Consider the following 19,206-nt stretch of genomic DNA (forward strand, 5'->3'; position numbering starts at 1 on the left):
CTCTAATTGACCGGGCAGCGCTTGAGCTGCACCTGAAGTTTAATCTTTTGCGCCGCTTCCGGGCCATAACGTTGCAGGGCTTTTTCCATCGCCTCGTCAAGTTGCGCCACACGGCTTTTAGCGCCTGTTTGCCCCTTGGGCCGTTGGGCCCATTGGCTACCAATGGAGGAGTTGACCCGGCTGTTACCCATACGACTGATGTTATCGCCGTAGCCGGCCGCCACCATATCCGGGTCGTGCAGCGCCGCCAAATCCTGCATGATTTCCGTTGCCCGCTTTTCAGCTCGCCGCTCCAATGATTCCAGGAACTCAATATCTTTAAGCTCCCTCTCAGTCAGGTTTTTCTGGTATGACTCAAACAATGACCCAGTCGTTTCTTCCTTAAATGTCTCTCTGAATTTCTTTTGGCTAAGGTGGGCATCGCCGCGCTGCATGTCGCGATAGCGTTAACGATTCTCAAGATATTCGGCCAGGGTCAGGTCATTGAGACCGGCCTCTTGATGTTTGAGCTGATTGGCATAGTGCCTTTCCAAGTCCTCCCGGGAGCCGGGGAATTTGTTAATCATATTATCGGATGGGCGAAAACAGGGCACTGCCACGGGCGGGCGCATTCGCACCAAAGATGGATGCACGCCATCGTCTTCCTGGTGCTCATCTTCCTTGACTTTGTTCTTTTTCTTGTTCTTGTCTTTGTCTTTATTTTTGAGCCTGAGACCATAATTGGGGGTGGTCCCTTCGTCAAGCGGGGGTCAGGTTATCCTGAACATAACTCTGCTCTTTATGGTGGTTACGGCGTTGTTTGTTGGCTTTGGCAATATCCATCAATAGGTTGGATGTTTCTTCGACCAGTTTGCCACCTTTACGGGTGGTGGTCCCGCCAAGGAGCACAGCGCCGGCTGCCGGACCACCGACACCACCAAACAGGGAGCCGACAAAAGTACCGGCGCTGACAATACCGTAGTCGGCGACCCATTGCGTGCCTGAGTAAAACACAATTTCGGTGGATTTATCCTGTGGCAGGGCCAACAGGTAGCGTTCCGGCAGCGACGCCAGTAATGACCGGGTTTCGGCATCGCTGAGCAGTAATATCAACATCTCCATGGCTTCACTGGCCAACTCAAGACCGGCTTCGCCCCTTTGTTGCCACTCTTGCAGTTTCTGCTCCAGCTCATCAATATCACCGGTCGCGATGGCCTCAACCAATGCCGACAAAGTAATGCCTGCCGCATCCATCAACTCACCGAACTCGCCCAGGTCAGGGACATATTCGACAACGCCCCGAGCCGTACCGGTTTTGGCTGACTGATAAACGCGCCAGTACTGAGTCAAACCAGGCAGAGATTCAAACGCTTGCTGTTGCTGACGCAGCTCCGCCAGGTGCGCATCAATCGCATCCCGGAGAGAGGCTTTCATCTCTGGCAGCTTCCCCTCTTCTTTGGCTTGCGCCAAGGCCTGCTCACTTTGGGTTGCCAGTTCAGCAGCCATGCTGTCCAAGGCTGAGTCAAGTTGTTCGTAAAGTGCAGGCAAGGCTTGCTCGGCTTGCGCCTGGTCAGCTTCGCTGCCAAACACGACCCAGGCATGCCCCTTGGGGCAGTTATCCAGCCGGGTTTTACCCTGTTTGTCCAGATTACCTTCGATGATGGTGCCATCTTCAAATTCAACCCGATAAGGCACCTGGATTACTGGCGTACATTCAGCATCATCATAGGTCAGACCCAGCAGCAACTCCCGTCTGGCCTGGCCGAACTTGGGGCTGATAAGCATCGGCAAAGGTTTATCCGGGGCAATTTGAGTCACGCGGGTATCCGGGGTGTAATTAGGTTCAATTGCCGGATGCAAACTGCCATTGGGCTTTTGAAAGTGAGCACTGCTGCCGGCCGTGGCAAAACGTTGCTGAATATGTTTAACGGCTGTGGCAGGAATATCACCACCGCTTACCGGCAAGCTGAAATCATTCTGTTGCTTGGTATACAAAGGCAATTTGGGGCTGTCGGAAAGTAGTAAGGCATCGCCATTTTCCAACTGCTGTTTAACGTGGGATAAACTGCGACCTGGCGGTACCAAGGCTTTCAGGTCATCATCTGACCATTGCCGCCAGGCTGACTCTATTTGCGGTGCATCGCTGAGGTACAACTCGTGAATACTGGCAAGGCGGGCACTTCACATACTACTCTCCTTAGTAAACCCTTTTACCCTGTCCCTGGTGGAGGGAAAATCGCCACCATCATAAATCGTGATAATGTATTTGGCGATAGCCTATTACGACAAAGAGTCTCGTGCGCTATTTCGCAATGATATTTAATCCATGCACACTTACTTTAATCCGTACGCCCACAAAAAAGGCGTCCCATGGACGCCTTTTCGATTGGTTGCAGTGGCAATTACTTTTTGCCCAGCATACCGAAACGCTTGTTGAACTTGTCGATACGACCACCGGTATCAACAACTTTCTGAGTACCAGTGTAGAAAGGGTGACATGCACCGCAAACGTCCAAGTGCAGAGCTTTGCCTGCAGTAGAGTTTACTTTGATGACGTTGCCACAAGTACAAGTTGCAGTGATTTCTGCGTATTCAGGATGGATACCTGGTTTCATTGGGGTTACCTCAAGTTAAGGCCATGTCGCTCTTCCAACCCGAAGTCGGACACCACATGCGGTTAATATCAAAAGTTCAGGGCGCAGAATAGTACAGTATCTACCCAGCGCTGACAAGTAGGCGACTACATCTGCTCGAACTTTTCTTTGGCGACCGTCTTATCTCCATAGGACTGCAGCAAGCTACTACTGGGGCAGTGCAACTTGGCATCACTGCGAAGGTTGCGAATATCACCGCGGCTGAAGGCCTTGGGATTGGCGTCAAAAATAGCCAGCATGGCGCCGTAGACATGGGTATGGCTGCTCTGTGCATAACGGCTGGCCACCCGCCAAAGGGTTTCAGTACCATCAAAATCCAGCATGCATCCCGGCTCACGCGTCTCAATTGGCAGAGCCTTCACCTGAAGGCCCGGCGCTGCAACGGCTTGAGATGCCGAGGGCACACCAAGGCTTTGAGGCTCACTCTGGGGTTGACCGGCGACTGCTTGAACCCTTTGAGCTTGAACGGCTGACGATGGCACGACTTTGCTTGATAAGACTGTGGCTGGCACTTCAGCCCTCGGTGACTCACTCGGCATCTGCTCACCAAAGACCCGGGCACGATTGGAACGCAGCGCCACAGGCACCGAGGTATCGAACAAGGGCAAGCGTTTGAGTTCATGCCAGCGATTGATTCGGTATTCCCGCACCAATAATTCGGCCTGCTTGTCGGTCACTTCATCTATCCCCAGCAGCAGCACCATGTAGCGATTAATGGGTTGCACCATGAGTTTTTCTGATGCACCTCGCTGCCTGACAATAAACTCAAGCCGGGTCATATCCTCACTGTCGGCCACCACGTTGACCTTGAGCATGGGCAAGTGCCCAAGCTCAAACATTCTTTGATTGATACTGACATGGGCGGTTTCTGCTCTGGCAACAGACGTTAGCAAAATGAGTACAAGCATCAGTAAACCCGCTCTCATCCCTATCCTCTCTGTTTGATTTTGAATTACCCAGTTTAGACTATCCGGCTTAGGTTCTCTGGCTTAAGTTCTTTGGTTTGGATTCATTAAGTCAGCAGATTCAAGCTGCGGTTTTTGCGGCTTTTTGTTTCCGGGGCTGGTTCTCTCATTCTAGCCTGAGTAAACTGACGGGCAACATGTGCCGTGATCATTTGCGAAAATTCTGACTATGCCGCAGTTTGTCGAAGTTGCCCTTCCCGTTCCCATGCGGCAGAACTTCAGTTACCTGATGCCCAAAGCCTGCCCCTGGCCACTCGAGCCGGGGATGCGGGTGCGGGTGCCTTTTGGCCGCCAGCAACTCATAGGCCTGGTGACAGGCCTGAGCGATGAGTGCGAGCTCGAGCCCAAACAGCTCAAGCCGGTATATCAAGTGCTGGACAGCGCGCCTTTGCTGCCACCGACGCTGTACCAACTGACCCTCTGGGCCGCCAGATATTATTTCTGCAGCCAGGGGCAGATGTTGACCCAGGCCCTGCCGGTGGCGCTGCGCAAGGGTGCCGATGCCGCACCGGAGAAAATCAGTTATCTGTGTCTGACCAGTGCGGGCCAGGAGGCCACGCTGGAGTCGCTGAAACGCGCTCCCGCCCAACGTAAACTGCTGCAACAGCTCAAACAGGGGGAACTGACCACTGAAGAGGTCAATGCGCTGGAGCTGAGCAAGAGTGCCATCAAGGGGCTGCTGGACAAGGGCTGGGCCGAGCAACGAGAGCGGTCAGTCAGCGCCAATCTTGAATGGCGGCAACAGCTAGAGCTGGGAGAAGAGCCTCACAGACTCAACCCGGAGCAAGCCGTGGCGGTCGCCAGCCTCAATGCACAGAGCGGCTATCAGTGCAGCTTGCTTGAAGGGATCACCGGCTCAGGCAAGACAGAGGTCTATCTGGCGGTACTGGAAACCATACTCAAGGCTGGCAAGCAGGCGCTGATCCTGGTGCCGGAAATCGGCCTGACGCCGCAAACCATCAACAGGTTCAAACGCAGATTCAAAGTCACGGTTGCCGTGATCCATTCAGGCCTGACCGACAAGCAGCGCCTCGACGCCTGGCGTTTGGCCCGCAGCGGCGAGGCAGCTATCATAATCGGCACTCGCTCGGCGCTGTTCACCCCCATGGCCTGGCCCGGGATCATCATTCTCGATGAGGAACACGACAGCAGTTTCAAACAGCAGGAAGGAGTGGGTTATCACGCCCGGGATCTGGCCGTCATGCGTGGCCACCTGGAGCAGGTTCCTGTGCTGCTGGGCAGCGCGACGCCGTCGCTGGAGAGCCTGCAAAACGCTCTCAGCGGCCGCTATCAGCATCTGCAATTGGGAGAGCGGGCCGGCAATGCCCTCAAGGTGCGCCAGGGACTGATAGATATCCGCAACCAACCGCTGCAGGCGGGCATGTCGCAACCGCTGCTGAACGAGATGCGCCTGCATCTGCAGGCCGGCAACCAGGTGTTGCTGTTTCTCAATCGCCGCGGCTTTGCCCCTGCCCTGCTGTGCCACGAATGTGGCCATCTGCACGAGTGCGATCGCTGTGATGCGTTTTTCACCCTGCACCAATCCCTCGGCGAAATTCGCTGCCACCACTGCGGCAACCAATACGCGATTCCACGCCAGTGCCACAACTGCGGCAGCACCATGTTGCAGGGTCAGGGCATAGGCACGGAGCAATTGGAGGCGGCGCTCAGCAAGGAGTTTCCCGAGTATCCCGTGGTGCGAATCGACCGGGATACCACCAGCCGCAAAGGCTCGCTGGAACAGCACTTAAGCGCCATTCATCGCGGCGAATACAAGATATTGGTAGGCACCCAGATGTTGGCCAAGGGACATCACTTTCCCGATGTCACCCTGGTGGGGCTGCTGGATGTGGATGGCGCCCTGTTCAGCGCGGACTTTCGGGCCCCTGAGCGCTTCGGCCAACTCTATACCCAGGTAGCCGGTCGCGCCGGTCGCGCCAGCAAGCCGGGCACTGTGCTGCTGCAGACTCATCAGAGCGACAACCCCTTGCTCAGAGACCTGCTTCACAGAGGCTATGGCGAGTTTGCCCGCAGCCAGCTCAATGAACGCCAGCAGGCACTGTTACCCCCGGCCTGGCATATGGTGCTGATCCGCGCCGAATCCCACCGCGCCGAGGATGCCGATGCCTTTCTGGCGGCTTTTGCCGCCATGTTGCCCATGGACAAGGATTTTGAAGTGATAGGTCCGCTGCCGGCGCCGCTGGATCGCAAGGCCGGCAAGTATCGGCGCCAGTTGTTGGCCCAGGCCAAAGACAGACGCAGGCTGCAACAGGTGTTTGAACAGCTGTTGCCCCAGGCCGAACAGCTGCCCGAGGCCAAGCGCTGCCGCTGGAGTCTGGATCGAGATCCACAGGATCTGCTGTAACTGATAAGAGCCCGCAGGATCTGCTCCAATTCCCTTTAACAGCTTTAATCCGGCTCAGAATTGACCATGAGGCCCCTGTTTATCCTGCGGCTTGCGCAGCAGCTTATAGGTCAACCAACTGCCGAGTGCCAATACCAGAGTGATCACCGGCGCCGCCATCAACGCCATGGTCAACAGCTTGCTGATCCGCTCCGGCAGAAACGGCATCATATAGCCCAGCGATACCAACAGCCCCACCCAGAAGAAGGCACTCAGAGCCGCAAAAAAATAGAAGGTCTTGATACAGGCCATGCGCACGCCCATCACCAAAGGCAGCAGCGAACGCACCAGCGGCAGAAAACGGGCGCAGAAGAGTGCCACCAGCCCATGACGACCAAGGAGTTTATCCACTGCCGCCAGACTGTCGGGCGGCACCTTGTAGACCCAGCTCTGCACCCTGGGCAGACGATTGAGCAGCCGCCCTTGGATAAAGGCCAAATAACTGCCACCGGCGGCCGCCACAAACAGCAACAGAAATACCAGCAAGGGGTTGAGGATCCCCATCCCCGCCAGGGTACCTGAAAGAATAACCACACTGTCACAAGGCAAGGGGGCTGCCGGCAGCAAAGCACTCTCCAAAAAGATAAAGCTAAAGATGCAAACATAGATACTCAGGGCAATACCCGGAGCATGCAGCGCGGCAAAATCCTGCTGCCAAATGGCTTGTAACACTGTAGCGATGGAGTCCAGCATCTATATCTCCATTGAAACTATCGACGCATGCCGATGGCAAAATCGGCACTTGGGGGGAAGACAGGATCGACATCATACTCCCCAAAAATAAAGATCAGCGATTCTTAAACAAAGATTCATCCATCTTTATCAATAACAGTGATCTTAAAAGGTCACAGGCAACAGCAAACCCAGACAACAACAAAATTTGCTGATAAAACCATACTGGTGATAGCAATGTTACTGCCGAAAGCGCTAGAATGTGCGGTTATTCCCCTTTTAACCTTTATCAGTCAGTGTCGATAAAACGCCAATGAAATCACATATCCAATCTTTGCTTGAACAGACAGTAGCCACTTTGAAACAACAGGGGTTGATCCCCGAAGAGACTGCGCCAAGGATTCAGGTAGACCGAACCAAGGATAAGAGTCACGGCGACTTGGCCACCAACCTGGCCATGATGCTGACCAAGGCTGCCGGCAAGCCACCTCGGGAACTGGCACAACTGATCATCGACAACCTGCCTGCCTCAGGCCATGTGGCCAAGGTAGAGATAGCCGGCCCCGGCTTTATCAACTTCTTTATAGATGACAATGCCCTGGCCAAACAGCTGCAGGCGGCACTGGCCGACGAGCATCTGGGTGTGAGTCTGCCCAAGTCGCAAACCGTGGTAGTGGACTACTCCTCCCCCAACCTCGCCAAAGAGATGCATGTAGGCCACCTGCGCTCCACCATCATTGGCGACAGCGTTGTGCGGGCGCTGGAGTTTCTCGGTCACAAGGTGATCCGCCAAAACCACGTCGGCGACTGGGGTACCCAGTTCGGCATGTTGCTGGCCTATATGGAAGAGCTGCGGGCACAAAATGGCGAAAACGCCAACCTGGAGCTGTCGGATCTGGAAAGCTTCTATCGCGCTGCCAAACTGCGTTTCGACGAGTCGGCCGAATTTGCCACCCGCGCCCGCCAGTTGGTGGTCGAGCTGCAATCCGGTGACGAGTACTGCAATAAGCTGTGGCGTGAGTTCAACGATATCTCCCTGAGCCACTGCCATGATGTATATCAGCGTCTGGGCGTCAGCCTGACCCGCGCCGATGTCCATGGTGAAAGCGCTTACAACGACGATCTGGAACAGGTGGTCAAGGATCTGGATGCCCAAGGCTTGCTATCTGAAAGTAACGGCGCCAAGGTGGTATTCCAGGAAGAATTCCGTAACAAAGACGGTGAAGCCCTGCCGGTGATCATTCAGAAGGCCGACGGCGGCTATCTCTATGCCACCACAGACCTGGCGGCCATGCGCTATCGCTCGGGTACCCTGCATGCCGATCGCGCTCTCTACTTCGTGGATCTGCGCCAGGCGCTGCACTTCCAGCAAGTGTTCAGCCTGGCCCGCACCGCAGGTTTTGTGCGCCCGGAAATGACACTGGAACACATGGGCTTTGGCACCATGAACGGTGAAGACGGCCGCCCATTCAAGACCCGCAGCGGCGGGGTGGTGAAACTGGTGGACCTGCTCGATGAAGCCAATGTCAGGGCGCTGGAGCTGGTACGCAGCAAGAACCCCGACATGGACGAAGCCACCCTGGCCGAAATCGCCCGAGTGGTGGGTATCGCCTCAGTGAAATACGCCGATCTGTCAAAGAACCGCGCCAGCGACTATATCTTCAGCTTCGATCAGATGCTGAGCTTTGAAGGCAACACAGCGCCATACCTGCTGTACGCCTACACCCGGGTAGCCGGGATCTTCAAGCGGGCCGAAGGTGTGGATCTGAGCAATGCCGTTATCGCTCTGGAACACGACAAGGAAAAAGAGCTGGGCAACAAACTGGCCCAATTCGGTGAAATCCTTGCCCGTATGGTCGACAAGGGCCAACCCCATGTGCTTTGTGGTTATCTGTTTGAACTGGCCGGTGCCTTCTCCAGCTTCTACGAAGCCTGCCCTGTGTTGGCGGCCGATAACGAAACCCAGAAGCACAGCCGTCTGCTGCTGTCTCAGTTGACCGCCAAGACCCTCAAGCAGGGCCTGTCACTGCTGGGTATCGAGACCCTGGAGCGCATGTAATCCATGGGACGCGATTACGCCAATAGCAAGCCCAAGCCCCGCAAGCCAGCCAAGCGGGGCGCTCGCAAGCAGCCGCAGCCTAGGCAAGGCTTTCCTGTGCTGTTGCTTGTGGTGGTAGTTACCGTGGTGGCCGGCTTTGGCTATTTCCTCTGGAGCCTGAAGAGCAGCGCCCCCGAGGCCGAAGTGGCTCAACCTCAGCCACAGACTAAGCCGGTGCCCCAGAAGAAAGACCCCAACGCCCTGCCGCCCAAGCCCAAAGAGGAGTGGACCTACCTCAAGGAGCTGGAAAACAAGCAGGTAGAAGTGGATCTGCCGGAAGAGAGCAACAAGCCATCTCGCCCTTATCAGATGCAATGCGGTTCTTTCCGGGTGCAGTCCCAGGCCGACGAGATGAAAGCCGTGATCGCCTTCCAGGGGCTAGAAGCCCAGGTGCGCAAGGTACAAGGTACCAGCGGTGTCTGGTACAAGGTGGTACTCGGCCCTTATGACAGCAAGCGCGATGCCGAGCGGCAGCGCCACGTGCTGCAAAGAGCCGGTCTCAACGGCTGTATGATCTGGTTCTGGGAAGATTAAACTCCCCTCCTCAATTTAAAGGCTGCAAACAATAAGATTTGCAGCCTTTTTGTTTTTCAGCACGAAAGCCGCTGCCGGGCACTTGATATTCCCGCCCCCAACCCCATATAGAAAACTATCACCTCATTAGTTGGCCTTGCTGTGCCCCAATGGGCCGTTTCATGCAGCAGACCCTGGGGATTTGACCCATGACGGACGCGCCGTCCGCCCGAGAAGAGGATCTATCGTGACCACTATCGTATCTGTACGCCGTAATAATCAGGTTGTTGTCGCCGGCGACGGCCAAGTGTCTCTGGGCAACACTGTGATGAAAGGCAATGCCCGCAAAGTACGCCGCCTGTACCACAATAAAGTATTGGCCGGTTTTGCCGGTGGCACCGCCGATGCCTTTACCCTGTTTGAACGCTTCGAGGCCAAACTGGAGATGCATCAGGGGCATTTGATGAAGTCGGCGGTCGAACTGGCCAAAGACTGGCGCAGCGACAGAGCCTTGAGAAAACTCGAAGCCATGTTGGTGGTGGCCGATCATGAAAGCTCACTTATCATCACAGGTAACGGCGATGTGGTGCAACCGGAGCATGATCTTATCGCCATAGGCTCAGGTGGCAATTATGCCCAGGCCGCAGCGTTGGCGCTGCTGGAGAACACCGAACTGGGTGCCCGTGATATTGCCGAGAAGGCGCTGACCATAGCCGGTGATATCTGCGTATTTACCAACCAGTTCAAGACTATAGAAGAACTGAATTACTGATCCCGAGCGTGAGGAAGCATTATGTCTGAAATGACACCCCGCGAAATCGTCCACGAACTGGACGCGCACATCATAGGCCAACAGAAGGCCAAACGCTCTGTCGCAGTAGCCCTGCGTAACCGCTGGCGCCGCATGCAGCTGGATGCCGGCTTGCGCCAGGAAGTGACCCCGAAGAATATTCTGATGATAGGCCCAACCGGTGTCGGTAAGACAGAGATCGCCCGCCGTCTGGCCAAGCTGGCCAATGCGCCTTTCATCAAGGTTGAAGCGACCAAGTTCACCGAAGTAGGCTATGTGGGTAAGGAAGTGGAGCAGATCATCCGCGATCTCACCGACGCCGCGGTCAAACTGACCCGCGAGCAGCAGATGAAGAAGTGCCGCTCCCTCGCCGAAGAAGCCGCCGAGGAACGGGTTCTCGATGCCCTGCTGCCCAAGCCAAAGAGTGAATGGGATCAGGAAACCGAGGACAAGTCCCACACCCGCCAGGTGTTCCGTAAGAAACTGCGTGAAGGCCAGTTGGACGACAAAGAGATCGAAATCGATGTCTCGGCGCCGCAAATTGGCGTCGAAATCATGTCACCTCCCGGCATGGAAGAGATGACCAACCAGCTGCAGAGCCTGTTCCAGAACATGGGTCAGGGACAGAGCAAGCGCAAGAAACTCAAGATCAAGGATGCCTACAAGCAGCTGGTCGAAGAGGAAGCCGCCAAGCTGGTCAACCAGGAAGATCTCAAAGAGCAGGCCATTGAGCTGGTCGAGCAACACGGCATAGTGTTCCTCGATGAGATAGACAAAATCTGTAAGCGCGGCGAAACCTCAGGCCCGGACGTGTCCCGCGAAGGGGTACAGCGTGATCTATTGCCTCTGGTGGAAGGCTGCACAGTCAACACCAAGCACGGCATGGTGAAGACAGACCACATTCTGTTTATCGCCTCCGGCGCCTTCCAGATGAGTAAGCCATCGGATCTGATCCCCGAGCTGCAGGGCCGTCTGCCGATTCGGGTCGAGCTGGATGCCCTGACCGCCTCCGACTTCAAACGGATCCTCACCGAGCCCCACGCCTCGCTCACCGAGCAGTATGTGGCCTTGATGGGCACCGAAGGAGTCAGCATCGAATTTACCGAGTCAGGTATCGACCGTATCGCCCAGGCCGCCTGGCAAGTCAACGAGCGTACCGAAAACATCGGCGCCCGTCGTCTGCACACTGTGATGGAGAGGCTGATGGAAGACATCTCTTTCGAGGCCAGCGACAAGTCCGGCAGCAAGTTTGTTATCGATGCCGAATATGTCGATGCTCACCTGGACAACCTGGTTCAGGATGAAGATCTGAGTCGCTTCATTCTGTAAGCCGGTCTTGACACTGAAAATCAAAAAAGCCGCCTTAACAAAGGCGGCTTTCAATACAACCCAAATGGGTTACTTACCTTTTCCTCTGCGGCTTAACTCGGGTGTTACTGTGATGAGTTCAGAGCAGATATTGCTGCCGGCTTCACATACCTTGTATTCAAAGCTTTCGGCACTGCTGTTGAAACGCTCCTTGTAACTGCCTCTATCTCGGGTACTGTCGATCAGTTGACCATCGCGATAAATATCGATAGCCCGGGCTGACGAGCCACTCCAAGTCAAGTTGACATTCACCTTGCTACCATCTGTACTGCCTGCACCACTGAGGCTGATGGCCGCGGCAACACTCACCTGCTTGCTGATGCTGTGGCTGGCGCCGCTGTTATCTGTCACTGTCAGCGTCACTTCATAGCTGCCGCCTGTGGCATAACTGTGGCTTGGATTGGCCTGTGATGAAATATTGCCATCACCGAAGTCCCAAGCCCAAGCAACCACTGCCCCATCGGTATCACCGGACGCATCGACGAAGTTCACGTCCAGATGATTAACCTGGAAGCTGAACTCGGCGGTAGGCAGCTCATTCACAGGGGCCGCTTCTACTGTCAGGGTCACCAGGGCCTCACCGTTGGCAGCCTCGCTGTCGGCGGCACTGGCAGTCACAGTGTGGTTACCCACGCTCAGGCTGTTGGTGCTGAAGTAAGCGCCGTTGCCAATCACACCGTCCAGATCCGAGGTCCACACCAGGGTGTTGGTCACATCGCCGTCTTCGGCATCGTTGGCAGAGCCCACAAAGGATACAGTGTCACCTTCGATAACGCTGCTGCCACCCACTGGGGCATGGATGCTCACCACTGGCGCCTGGTTGTCCGGGGTCGTAGTGCCGCCATCATGGGTGAAGCTCAGTACCCAGCGGTTCAGCCAGCCGGAGTTGTTGGTGTATTCATCCGCTATGATCAATTGCCAAGTACCGGCGGCAACTTCGCCATTAAACTCTACCGGATAGAAAGTTTTTACCAGATCGCGATAGTATTCGTCCGCTTCTTTGCGATCGAATATCTCAACCCGGGTACCGTTAGGCGATACCAGATGAATCAGCATGTCGTTGGCCAAGCTGTGCTGAATATCCACGAACAGACTCATGTCCTTAATTTTCACGCCCAGGGGAACCTCTATCTCGGCCACAACAGTTTCCAGTGAAGGGATGGGCTGACGATTGGCATCTTCATAAGAGACGACTGTGCCGTCACTAACAACGTACAGAAAGAACTCGCGGCTGCTCGTTACCCCCTGGCTGTCGGTGGCGGTGACGGTGATCTGATGAGTGCCCTGGCTCAAATCTGAGCGGGAGAAATTGCCACCCGTGCCAATTTGACCATCGAGGCTGGAAGTCCACACCAGCGAGGCGCGGACATCACCATCCTCTGAGTCGGTTGCATCGGCAACAAAGTTAATCACATCACCCGGCAGATACAGGGCATTTTGTAGGTTCGCACCTATGGTTACAGTCGGTGGCAGGTTGGTGCCCGGCTGAGAGCCACCGGTAACGTCCATACTCCAGCTATTGAGAGTACCTGTATCACGGAATCCTGAATCTGTGATGTGAAGAATCCAATCACCTGAAGCCTCTTCCAGATCAAAGTCTTCCACGGCGTAGCTGGCTACCAGGTTATCGGCACTGCCGCCGGTGCGATTATGCAGGGTAACTGTGCGGCCACTGGGGGAGGCGAGAGTGACAGTGAGGTCACCTATGTAAGTGTGGGTTATATCCACATTCACCACCAGATCGGTCAGGGTCAAATTCATCGGCACATTGATTAGGCTGCTGACACCATCGACATTGTCATCGGGAATCGCTACCGGATTGTCATTGCTGTAGGTGGTACTGAAGGTACCTGCAGGGTACACCAGCAGACTGACATCGACGCTCTTGTGGATATCACCGTCAACGGCATTGATGGTGATGATGTGATTGCCCAGGGTAGTATTGGCATCGGTGGATACCGTCATTGTGGTGCGACCATCGGCCGGCACTGTGTTATTGGAGAAAGTCACCGCCGCATTCAAGCCGGCAGGCACATCAGCACTGAAACTGGCGTTACCGTTATATCCGCCCACGGCGTTCATGTCGATATCAAAGGTCACAGACGAATCTTGGTTTACTGTGCGACTGGCAGGACTCACCAGCAAATAATAACCAGGGCCACCGGCACCGGCCATGTTCAAGGCACTCTCCAGGTTCAAGCGCTTACCTGTCACGGTTTTGCCTTCCAATGCGGCAATGGGGTCGCCAGAAGACATTAGGATATTCTTGACATCGGCCGTAGTCAGAGTCGGATCGGCGGCCAAAATCAAGGCCGCGGCGCCAGCCACATGGGGGGTTGCCATGGAAGTACCGCTCAGGGTGTTATAGTCATTGCCCGGAATAGTGGAGTAGACGTCAGAGCCGGGGGCCCCCATATCCACTGTGTTCAAACCCCACTGAGAGAAGTAAGACATTTCATCATCACGAGTAGTAGAGGCAATGGCCATCACATTGGGTACATCATGGTTGGCCGGCCAGCTGTCATTGACATCATTATCAATAGCATCATTACCGGCAGCAGCGACAAACAGAATATCGGCATTGTTGGCGGCCGTAATAGCATCCTCCAAAGCCTGGCTGAACGCCCCGCCGCCCCAGGAGTTGTTCAATACTCGGATATTCACGCCACGGTTTTTCAAATCAACCATGTAATCAATACACTGAATACCATCGGCCGTAGTACCGCCTTGGCTACCCAGGAAAGAACAACCTACCATGGCAGTATTCCAGTTGACCCCAACGACTCCAGAGCCATTGTTGCCGGTTGCCCCTATGGTTCCCGCAACATGCGTACCATGGTAATGAGTGTCCTGCGGATTACCGTTATCATTGATGGCAGAAATACCGTGAATATCATCAATGTAACCGTTGCCATCGTCGTCAATGCCATTATTGGGGACTTCATTGGGATTCACCCAAATATTGTCGCGCAAATCCGGGTGTGTGTAGTCAAAACCTGTATCTATCACCCCAACGACTACCTCTCGCGAGCCCATTTCCATCTCCCAGGCCTGCTCCGCATTGATTTTTGGCATACCCCACAACTGGCCGTAGCTTGGATCGTTGGGGATAACCGAAGGATAAAATCTGTGGTTGAGTTCAGCGTATTCGATGTGGGGGTTGTGCTTGAGCCGTTCCACCATAGCGCGGGCATCCAGCCCCCCGGGGAACCGTGAGTTCAGCCAATCGACCTTTGGCAATATGGCGAAAACGATCATCAACGCCATCATTGTTTTTATCTTTGAATGAGGCTCCGAATTGAGCCATTAACTGCTTACGGTCCGCTTTCTTTGCGGTTTCTTTGAATTTAACAATAACAGAGGCATTATCGAAATCTTGTTTGGGTTCCAGCTTCTTGGCGGCAAGCGACGGAACCGTGACTGCCATCAGGGAAGTAGAGAGCATGGCCAAAGTCAATCGGCTCAAGCGAGTGTGCGGCTTTCTCATTTGTAGTCTCCTGTGATTAAGAGTGCTCGCTATAATCATTATGTATGCGAACACATACAACCCAGACACAGAACAAACAAATTTCAAACAAAAAAACAAACTTTTTTAACATTGGCAATTTCACGCCATCACTCCAAGAAAAGTGGATTATCAGCAGACAAAAGCCGCTAAGGCTCACCAGGATAAAGAAAAGAAGCACGCTAAGATCCGCTTAAGAACAGAAAGGAATGTTATAAAATGTATCTAAAAAAATACAATGTGAGGGCAAGATATATTTAGCAGGAACAAGAAGTTAACAGGGCCAAACGAGTTCGAATCTGGCTCCACCCAATGGACTGTCACCGACATTAATTTGCCCCCGGCCATTTTCGGCCAGTCGGCGGGCTATGGCCAACCCCAAACCTATACCACCAGTGGCTCGGGTTCGACTGGGATCGAGACGGATGAAAGGTTCAAAAATCCGTTCTCTTTCTGCAATCGGTACCCCGGGACCATCATCGTCCACTATGATATTCACCTGCCCTTGTTCAAGCTGACAACTGATCCGAACCTCTCGATGACAGTGTCTCAATGCATTGGAGAGCAAGTTGTTGATTGCCCATTCCAAATGCTTCTTACTGGCGATGACGGATATTTCAGGATCAACTGGCGTTAAGGTGATCTTTTTCTCGGGGAATAAGGGATGCTGCCTTGCTACCAGCGTCTGTAACAAGGGGGCCAGCGACAAAGATTCTGTCGGCGCTCGCCTCGGACTTCCTTCCGCTTTAATCAGCTTGACGATTTCACGGATCAGCTCATCCAACTCTTCCAGGCCCCGCAGAACCCTGTCTTCCAATTGCGGCCTTTCGTCCACCTCGGCTTCTATAAGCATATCGAAAGCCAGTTGCACCCTCGCCAGCGGGGCCCTAAATTCGTGCGCCACCGCCTGCATGAGATCGCTTTGCATCTTTATCGAACGTTGTAAGGCTTGATTTACCCTGGTTTGGCTGTGACGACTATAGAGCAGCAGCAGAATAGCCGCTGCCGCTATCAGCGCCACGATCCAAATATTGCGGGTAAATTTTTGTTGCTTGATAACCTCTTGTTGCAAGGCTTTTTCGCCTTCCAGCAAAGTAATTTGTCGCTGGCGTTTTTCATCTTCAAATGAACTGCGCAGCCATGCCAGACGTTCACTGGAATTGGCATTAAAAAGCGCATCATTGATACTTTTAAACTCTTTATGGTTGATCAGTGCCTGGCGATAATTGCCTTTACGTTCATGTATTTTTGACAAGAGTTCATAAGTATCTCTGAGCTGCCCGCGATCGCCGCTGGCAAGTGCCAATTGCAATGCCTGCTCGGCTCTTTCTCGCGCGACATCCACATCATTGGCCGCCAAAAAATAATTGGCAAGACTCAACCTTCCCTGGGCTTGTAAGGCAACCAGCCCCAATCGGTCTGCGGTGGCCAGGCCTCGTTCCAGATAGCGCCGAGCAATGGGATACTCTCCCATTTCCAAGGCTAGCTTACCAAGACTCATCAAGGCCGTGGCAGTAACGTTACCGTCTTTGAGCTCTTCACCATAGGCCAAAGCTTGCTCCATGGCTGTCTTGGCCGCCACCTTTCTATTCAGTTTTTGCTGCACTGTACCGAGAGCGGTCAGCGCCTGCGCCATTCCGGTTTTGTCATCCAAGGCCTCGAATCCCTGCAATCCCAATTGCAACTGCGCCATGGCTTCTTGCAAATCACCTATTTGTTCATAAGTGATCCCCATATTGTGATGCAATTCCGCCACACCTGACTTATCGTCCAGCAGCTCCCGGATCCGCAGAGACTCCTGTTGATTTGCCAGCGCTTCACCAAAATCGCCCAAGGTTGCATGAATGCCCGCGATATTGTTCAGCGCCATTGCCAATGCTCTGGAATCGTCCAACCCCCTATGTAGGTCCCTGGCCTTGGTAAAACATTCCAGCGCCAACTGATATTCAGCCTTATCACTGTAGATAAGGCCCATATTGTTGTAGGTGGTCGCTTCAAAGGAGCTGTTTTTCAGGCTTTCAGCCACAGCAAGCGCTCTCTGATAATAGGTCAGAGCCTTATCCAACTGACTCTGACGCCAATAAATCAATCCAGCGACATTAAGCGGTACCACCAAGATCTCTGCTTGCGGCTGTCCCTCGGCCAAAGTCAACGCAGCTTCGCCGAAGTCCGCAGCCTCGGCAAACTCCCCCAACATCATTTTCGCCCAGGCCAGGTTGCTGAGCGCCATCACCTCGGAACCTGGGTCCGGCTCAACTTCCAGTAGTCGCAGAGCCTGTGTGCTATAGTCTATGGTTTTGAGCGGGTCTTGATGGCGTGAGGCAGCAGCCAAATCAAGCAATTCGAGGATTTGACTATGCTCATCCGAGACCACAGATGAACGATTCGGATCGTGACAAGATGGCAGCAATATCAGCAGTAACAGCCCCAAGATCCAGGGCATTAACGCCCCAGAGCGGCCTTGAAACCTGGAAACTGCCAAGAAGGCTTTCATCTCAACTCAGAGTCAGTACGTAGCCTTGGCCACGTATCGTTTTGATTAGGGACGGCTCTTTAGGGTCATCATCCATCTTGCGTCGCAGATGGGAAATTCGAAGATCTATAGTGCGCGGCGTGCTGTCATAACCCAGTTCTTTAAAGTGTTCGCAGATTGCATCCCTAGCAAGAGTCCGGCCGGCATGTTTGCTCAAAAGCCACAGCAGTTCAAACTCGGCCAGGGTAAGTTCAAGTTCTTGGTTATTCAAACTTGCAACCCGCTCCAGCTTATCCAGACGCAAACCATTGACAGCCAAATGGGTTTCACTCTGATTTACTCTTGGCTCCTGAACTTGGCTTTCTTGCCGTTCCGAGCGGCGCAGCAAACTGCGAATACGCGCCAACAGCACCCGGGAACGAACGGGTTTGGCAATATAGTCATCCGCACCGGTTTCGAGCCCGGCAACTTCATCAATATCATCCCCTAACCCGGTTAACATCAGAATAGGGCCGGAATAACGACTACGAACTTCGCGACAGATAGAAAGTCCATCCATCTCTGGCAGCATGACATCCAACACCACCAACCGGGGGCGTTCATCAATAATGCGTCTGGCGGCATTTACACCATTGGCTTCGGTTCTAACCTCAAAGCCATTCTTGGTCAAAAAGCCACTCAGCAGCTCTGTTAATTCCTGATCGTCATCAACCAACAGGATAAATTCACTCAAATCCATGATGTCACATCCCCGAAAGCCATGAATTTAATTGTATGTAATTATGTACAAAATTCAAACTTTGTATCTCAAATGTGATTAATACTTCTCGGGCTAAGGGCCAAAAAAAGTGGCCCGAGAGCGACTCCAGATACAAAGTTCAGCTTGGCACAAAATCCAAAGCTGACCAGCGAGAATGTCAGCATCAAGCCGAGCAACGGCAGATTTTAAACAGGCACAGTAGTCAAACTTTGCCTCAAACCCGGTAATTCTTTATCATCCCCTCCTTTGCCCAAGCTGGAACCCAAGCGATGAAACTGACTCTGCTGACTCAAGAGCTGTACAGCAAGCTCTACCGGGATATTCACGAATTCCGTATCACCTTCGATCTGCCGGTCGACTCTCCTGACACTCTGGATGCCAAGGCCGACACGCTGCACACCTCGCTTATCAGCGAAGAGCTGACCGAACTGACCGAGGCCGCCGACAAGGTTGAACAGGCCGACGCCATAGTCGACAGCGTGTATGTATTGATGGGCCGCCTGGTACACTTGGGTTGCACCCAAGTCGGGGAGCGACTGGAGATCAGCTACCTGATAGATCTGCTGCTGCAGGTTGCCGCCAACAAGGCTATCGACTTTGAGCCTTGCTGGGATGAGGTGCATGCCAGCAACATGAGCAAGGTGTGCCGCAATGAGCAGGAACTGGCAGATACCGTGGCCCACTATGCCAAGCAAGGGGTGGAAATTGTCGGTAGCCGTCAAGGTGACTTCTTGATAGCCAAGTGCGCCAAGGATGTGGAAATGACCGGCAAGACAGTGCGCCAGGGCAAGGTACTCAAGTCTGTTTATTATCGTCCGGCCAACCTCAAGGATCTGGTGTAACGCTCGGCGATCAATCCTAAACTGGTCCTCGGCTTTGGAGAACCAAACAGGTTCCCAACCGTTCGCCCAAAAAAAGCAGACCCCAGGTCTAATGCCGTTCACTTAGTGTGAACGGCATTTTTCTTAGGCTTAATGGGATACTTGTTTTTACTCATTTTTAACGCACGTGGATAGGCTCTATCC

General features: G+C 53.8%; 16 protein-coding genes. 6 read left to right on the forward strand and 10 right to left on the reverse strand.

The window, feature by feature from the left end; all coding sequences use genetic code 11:
• Window positions 1-2: 2 nt before the first annotated feature.
• The 5 genes from ACMHXE_RS02745 to ACMHXE_RS02765 all read right to left on the reverse strand — a co-directional run bounded on the left by ACMHXE_RS02745 (window position 3) and on the right by ACMHXE_RS02765 (window position 3,541).
• Window positions 3-434, reverse strand: a complete 432-nt coding sequence (locus ACMHXE_RS02745; RefSeq protein WP_101056475.1) for a polymorphic toxin type 15 domain-containing protein — start codon at window positions 432-434, stop codon at window positions 3-5.
• Window positions 435-446: 12 nt separating this feature from the next.
• On the reverse strand, window positions 447-632 hold the full coding sequence (locus tag ACMHXE_RS02750) for a hypothetical protein (RefSeq protein WP_146226017.1): 186 nt from the start codon (window positions 630-632) through the stop codon (window positions 447-449).
• A 106-nt stretch (window positions 633-738) separates the two neighbouring features.
• A complete protein-coding gene (locus ACMHXE_RS02755; protein WP_413731306.1) occupies window positions 739-2,133 on the reverse strand; it encodes a hypothetical protein in 1,395 nt (464 codons plus the stop codon).
• Window positions 2,134-2,381: 248 nt separating this feature from the next.
• Entirely contained in the window at window positions 2,382-2,594 is a 213-nt protein-coding gene (rpmE, locus tag ACMHXE_RS02760) for a 50S ribosomal protein L31 (protein ID WP_025009259.1), read from the reverse strand.
• 125 nt (window positions 2,595-2,719) lie between these two features.
• Window positions 2,720-3,541, reverse strand: a complete 822-nt coding sequence (locus tag ACMHXE_RS02765) for a FimV/HubP family polar landmark protein (RefSeq protein ID WP_157822686.1) — start codon at window positions 3,539-3,541, stop codon at window positions 2,720-2,722.
• A 226-nt stretch (window positions 3,542-3,767) separates the two neighbouring features.
• Between ACMHXE_RS02765 and priA the strand changes: the two genes are divergently transcribed.
• The gene (gene priA / locus ACMHXE_RS02770) at window positions 3,768-5,963 is read left to right on the forward strand and encodes a primosomal protein N' (protein ID WP_413731308.1); all 2,196 of its coding nucleotides are present in this window, start codon (window positions 3,768-3,770) and stop codon (window positions 5,961-5,963) included.
• Window positions 5,964-6,017: 54 nt separating this feature from the next.
• Here the strand turns inward: priA and ACMHXE_RS02775 are convergent, their stop codons facing one another.
• The gene (locus ACMHXE_RS02775; RefSeq protein ID WP_071237105.1) at window positions 6,018-6,695 is read right to left on the reverse strand and encodes a DedA family protein; all 678 of its coding nucleotides are present in this window, start codon (window positions 6,693-6,695) and stop codon (window positions 6,018-6,020) included.
• Between the two features lie 292 nt (window positions 6,696-6,987).
• Between ACMHXE_RS02775 and argS the strand changes: the two genes are divergently transcribed.
• From argS to hslU, 4 genes are all read left to right on the forward strand, one after another.
• Window positions 6,988-8,733 (forward strand): arginine--tRNA ligase, encoded by a 1,746-nt coding sequence (argS, locus tag ACMHXE_RS02780; RefSeq protein WP_101056470.1) that lies wholly within the window; start codon window positions 6,988-6,990, stop codon window positions 8,731-8,733.
• 3 nt (window positions 8,734-8,736) lie between these two features.
• Window positions 8,737-9,306, forward strand: a complete 570-nt coding sequence (locus ACMHXE_RS02785) for an SPOR domain-containing protein (protein WP_165565705.1) — start codon at window positions 8,737-8,739, stop codon at window positions 9,304-9,306.
• 226 nt (window positions 9,307-9,532) lie between these two features.
• Window positions 9,533-10,057, forward strand: a complete 525-nt coding sequence (gene hslV, locus ACMHXE_RS02790) for an ATP-dependent protease subunit HslV (protein WP_100142986.1) — start codon at window positions 9,533-9,535, stop codon at window positions 10,055-10,057.
• Window positions 10,058-10,078: 21 nt separating this feature from the next.
• Window positions 10,079-11,404, forward strand: coding sequence for an HslU--HslV peptidase ATPase subunit (gene hslU / locus ACMHXE_RS02795; protein ID WP_123115568.1), 1,326 nt, complete (start codon window positions 10,079-10,081; stop codon window positions 11,402-11,404).
• Window positions 11,405-11,473: 69 nt separating this feature from the next.
• Here hslU and ACMHXE_RS02800 read toward each other — a convergent pair whose 3' ends face one another.
• The 4 genes from ACMHXE_RS02800 to ACMHXE_RS02815 form a co-directional block, all read right to left on the reverse strand.
• On the reverse strand, window positions 11,474-14,701 hold the full coding sequence (locus ACMHXE_RS02800) for a S8 family serine peptidase (RefSeq protein ID WP_413731311.1): 3,228 nt from the start codon (window positions 14,699-14,701) through the stop codon (window positions 11,474-11,476).
• A complete protein-coding gene (locus tag ACMHXE_RS02805) occupies window positions 14,583-14,930 on the reverse strand; it encodes a hypothetical protein (protein ID WP_413731313.1) in 348 nt (115 codons plus the stop codon). The genes ACMHXE_RS02800 and ACMHXE_RS02805 overlap by 119 nt, the downstream gene beginning before the upstream one ends.
• Before the next feature lie 292 nt (window positions 14,931-15,222).
• Window positions 15,223-17,391, reverse strand: coding sequence for a tetratricopeptide repeat protein (locus ACMHXE_RS02810; RefSeq protein ID WP_167398142.1), 2,169 nt, complete (start codon window positions 17,389-17,391; stop codon window positions 15,223-15,225).
• Window positions 17,392-17,443: 52 nt separating this feature from the next.
• Window positions 17,444-18,160, reverse strand: a complete 717-nt coding sequence (locus ACMHXE_RS02815) for a response regulator transcription factor (RefSeq protein WP_101056466.1) — start codon at window positions 18,158-18,160, stop codon at window positions 17,444-17,446.
• A 290-nt stretch (window positions 18,161-18,450) separates the two neighbouring features.
• Here ACMHXE_RS02815 and ACMHXE_RS02820 point away from each other — a divergent pair, with 290 nt between their 5' ends.
• Window positions 18,451-19,023, forward strand: a complete 573-nt coding sequence (locus ACMHXE_RS02820; protein WP_101056465.1) for a nucleoside triphosphate pyrophosphohydrolase family protein — start codon at window positions 18,451-18,453, stop codon at window positions 19,021-19,023.
• The last annotated feature ends 183 nt before the right edge of the window (window positions 19,024-19,206 follow it).

Origin of the sequence: Shewanella sp. BJSY2023SW007 (genome assembly GCF_047314525.1) — a bacterium.
Lineage (GTDB): Bacteria > Pseudomonadota > Gammaproteobacteria > Enterobacterales > Shewanellaceae > Shewanella > Shewanella chilikensis.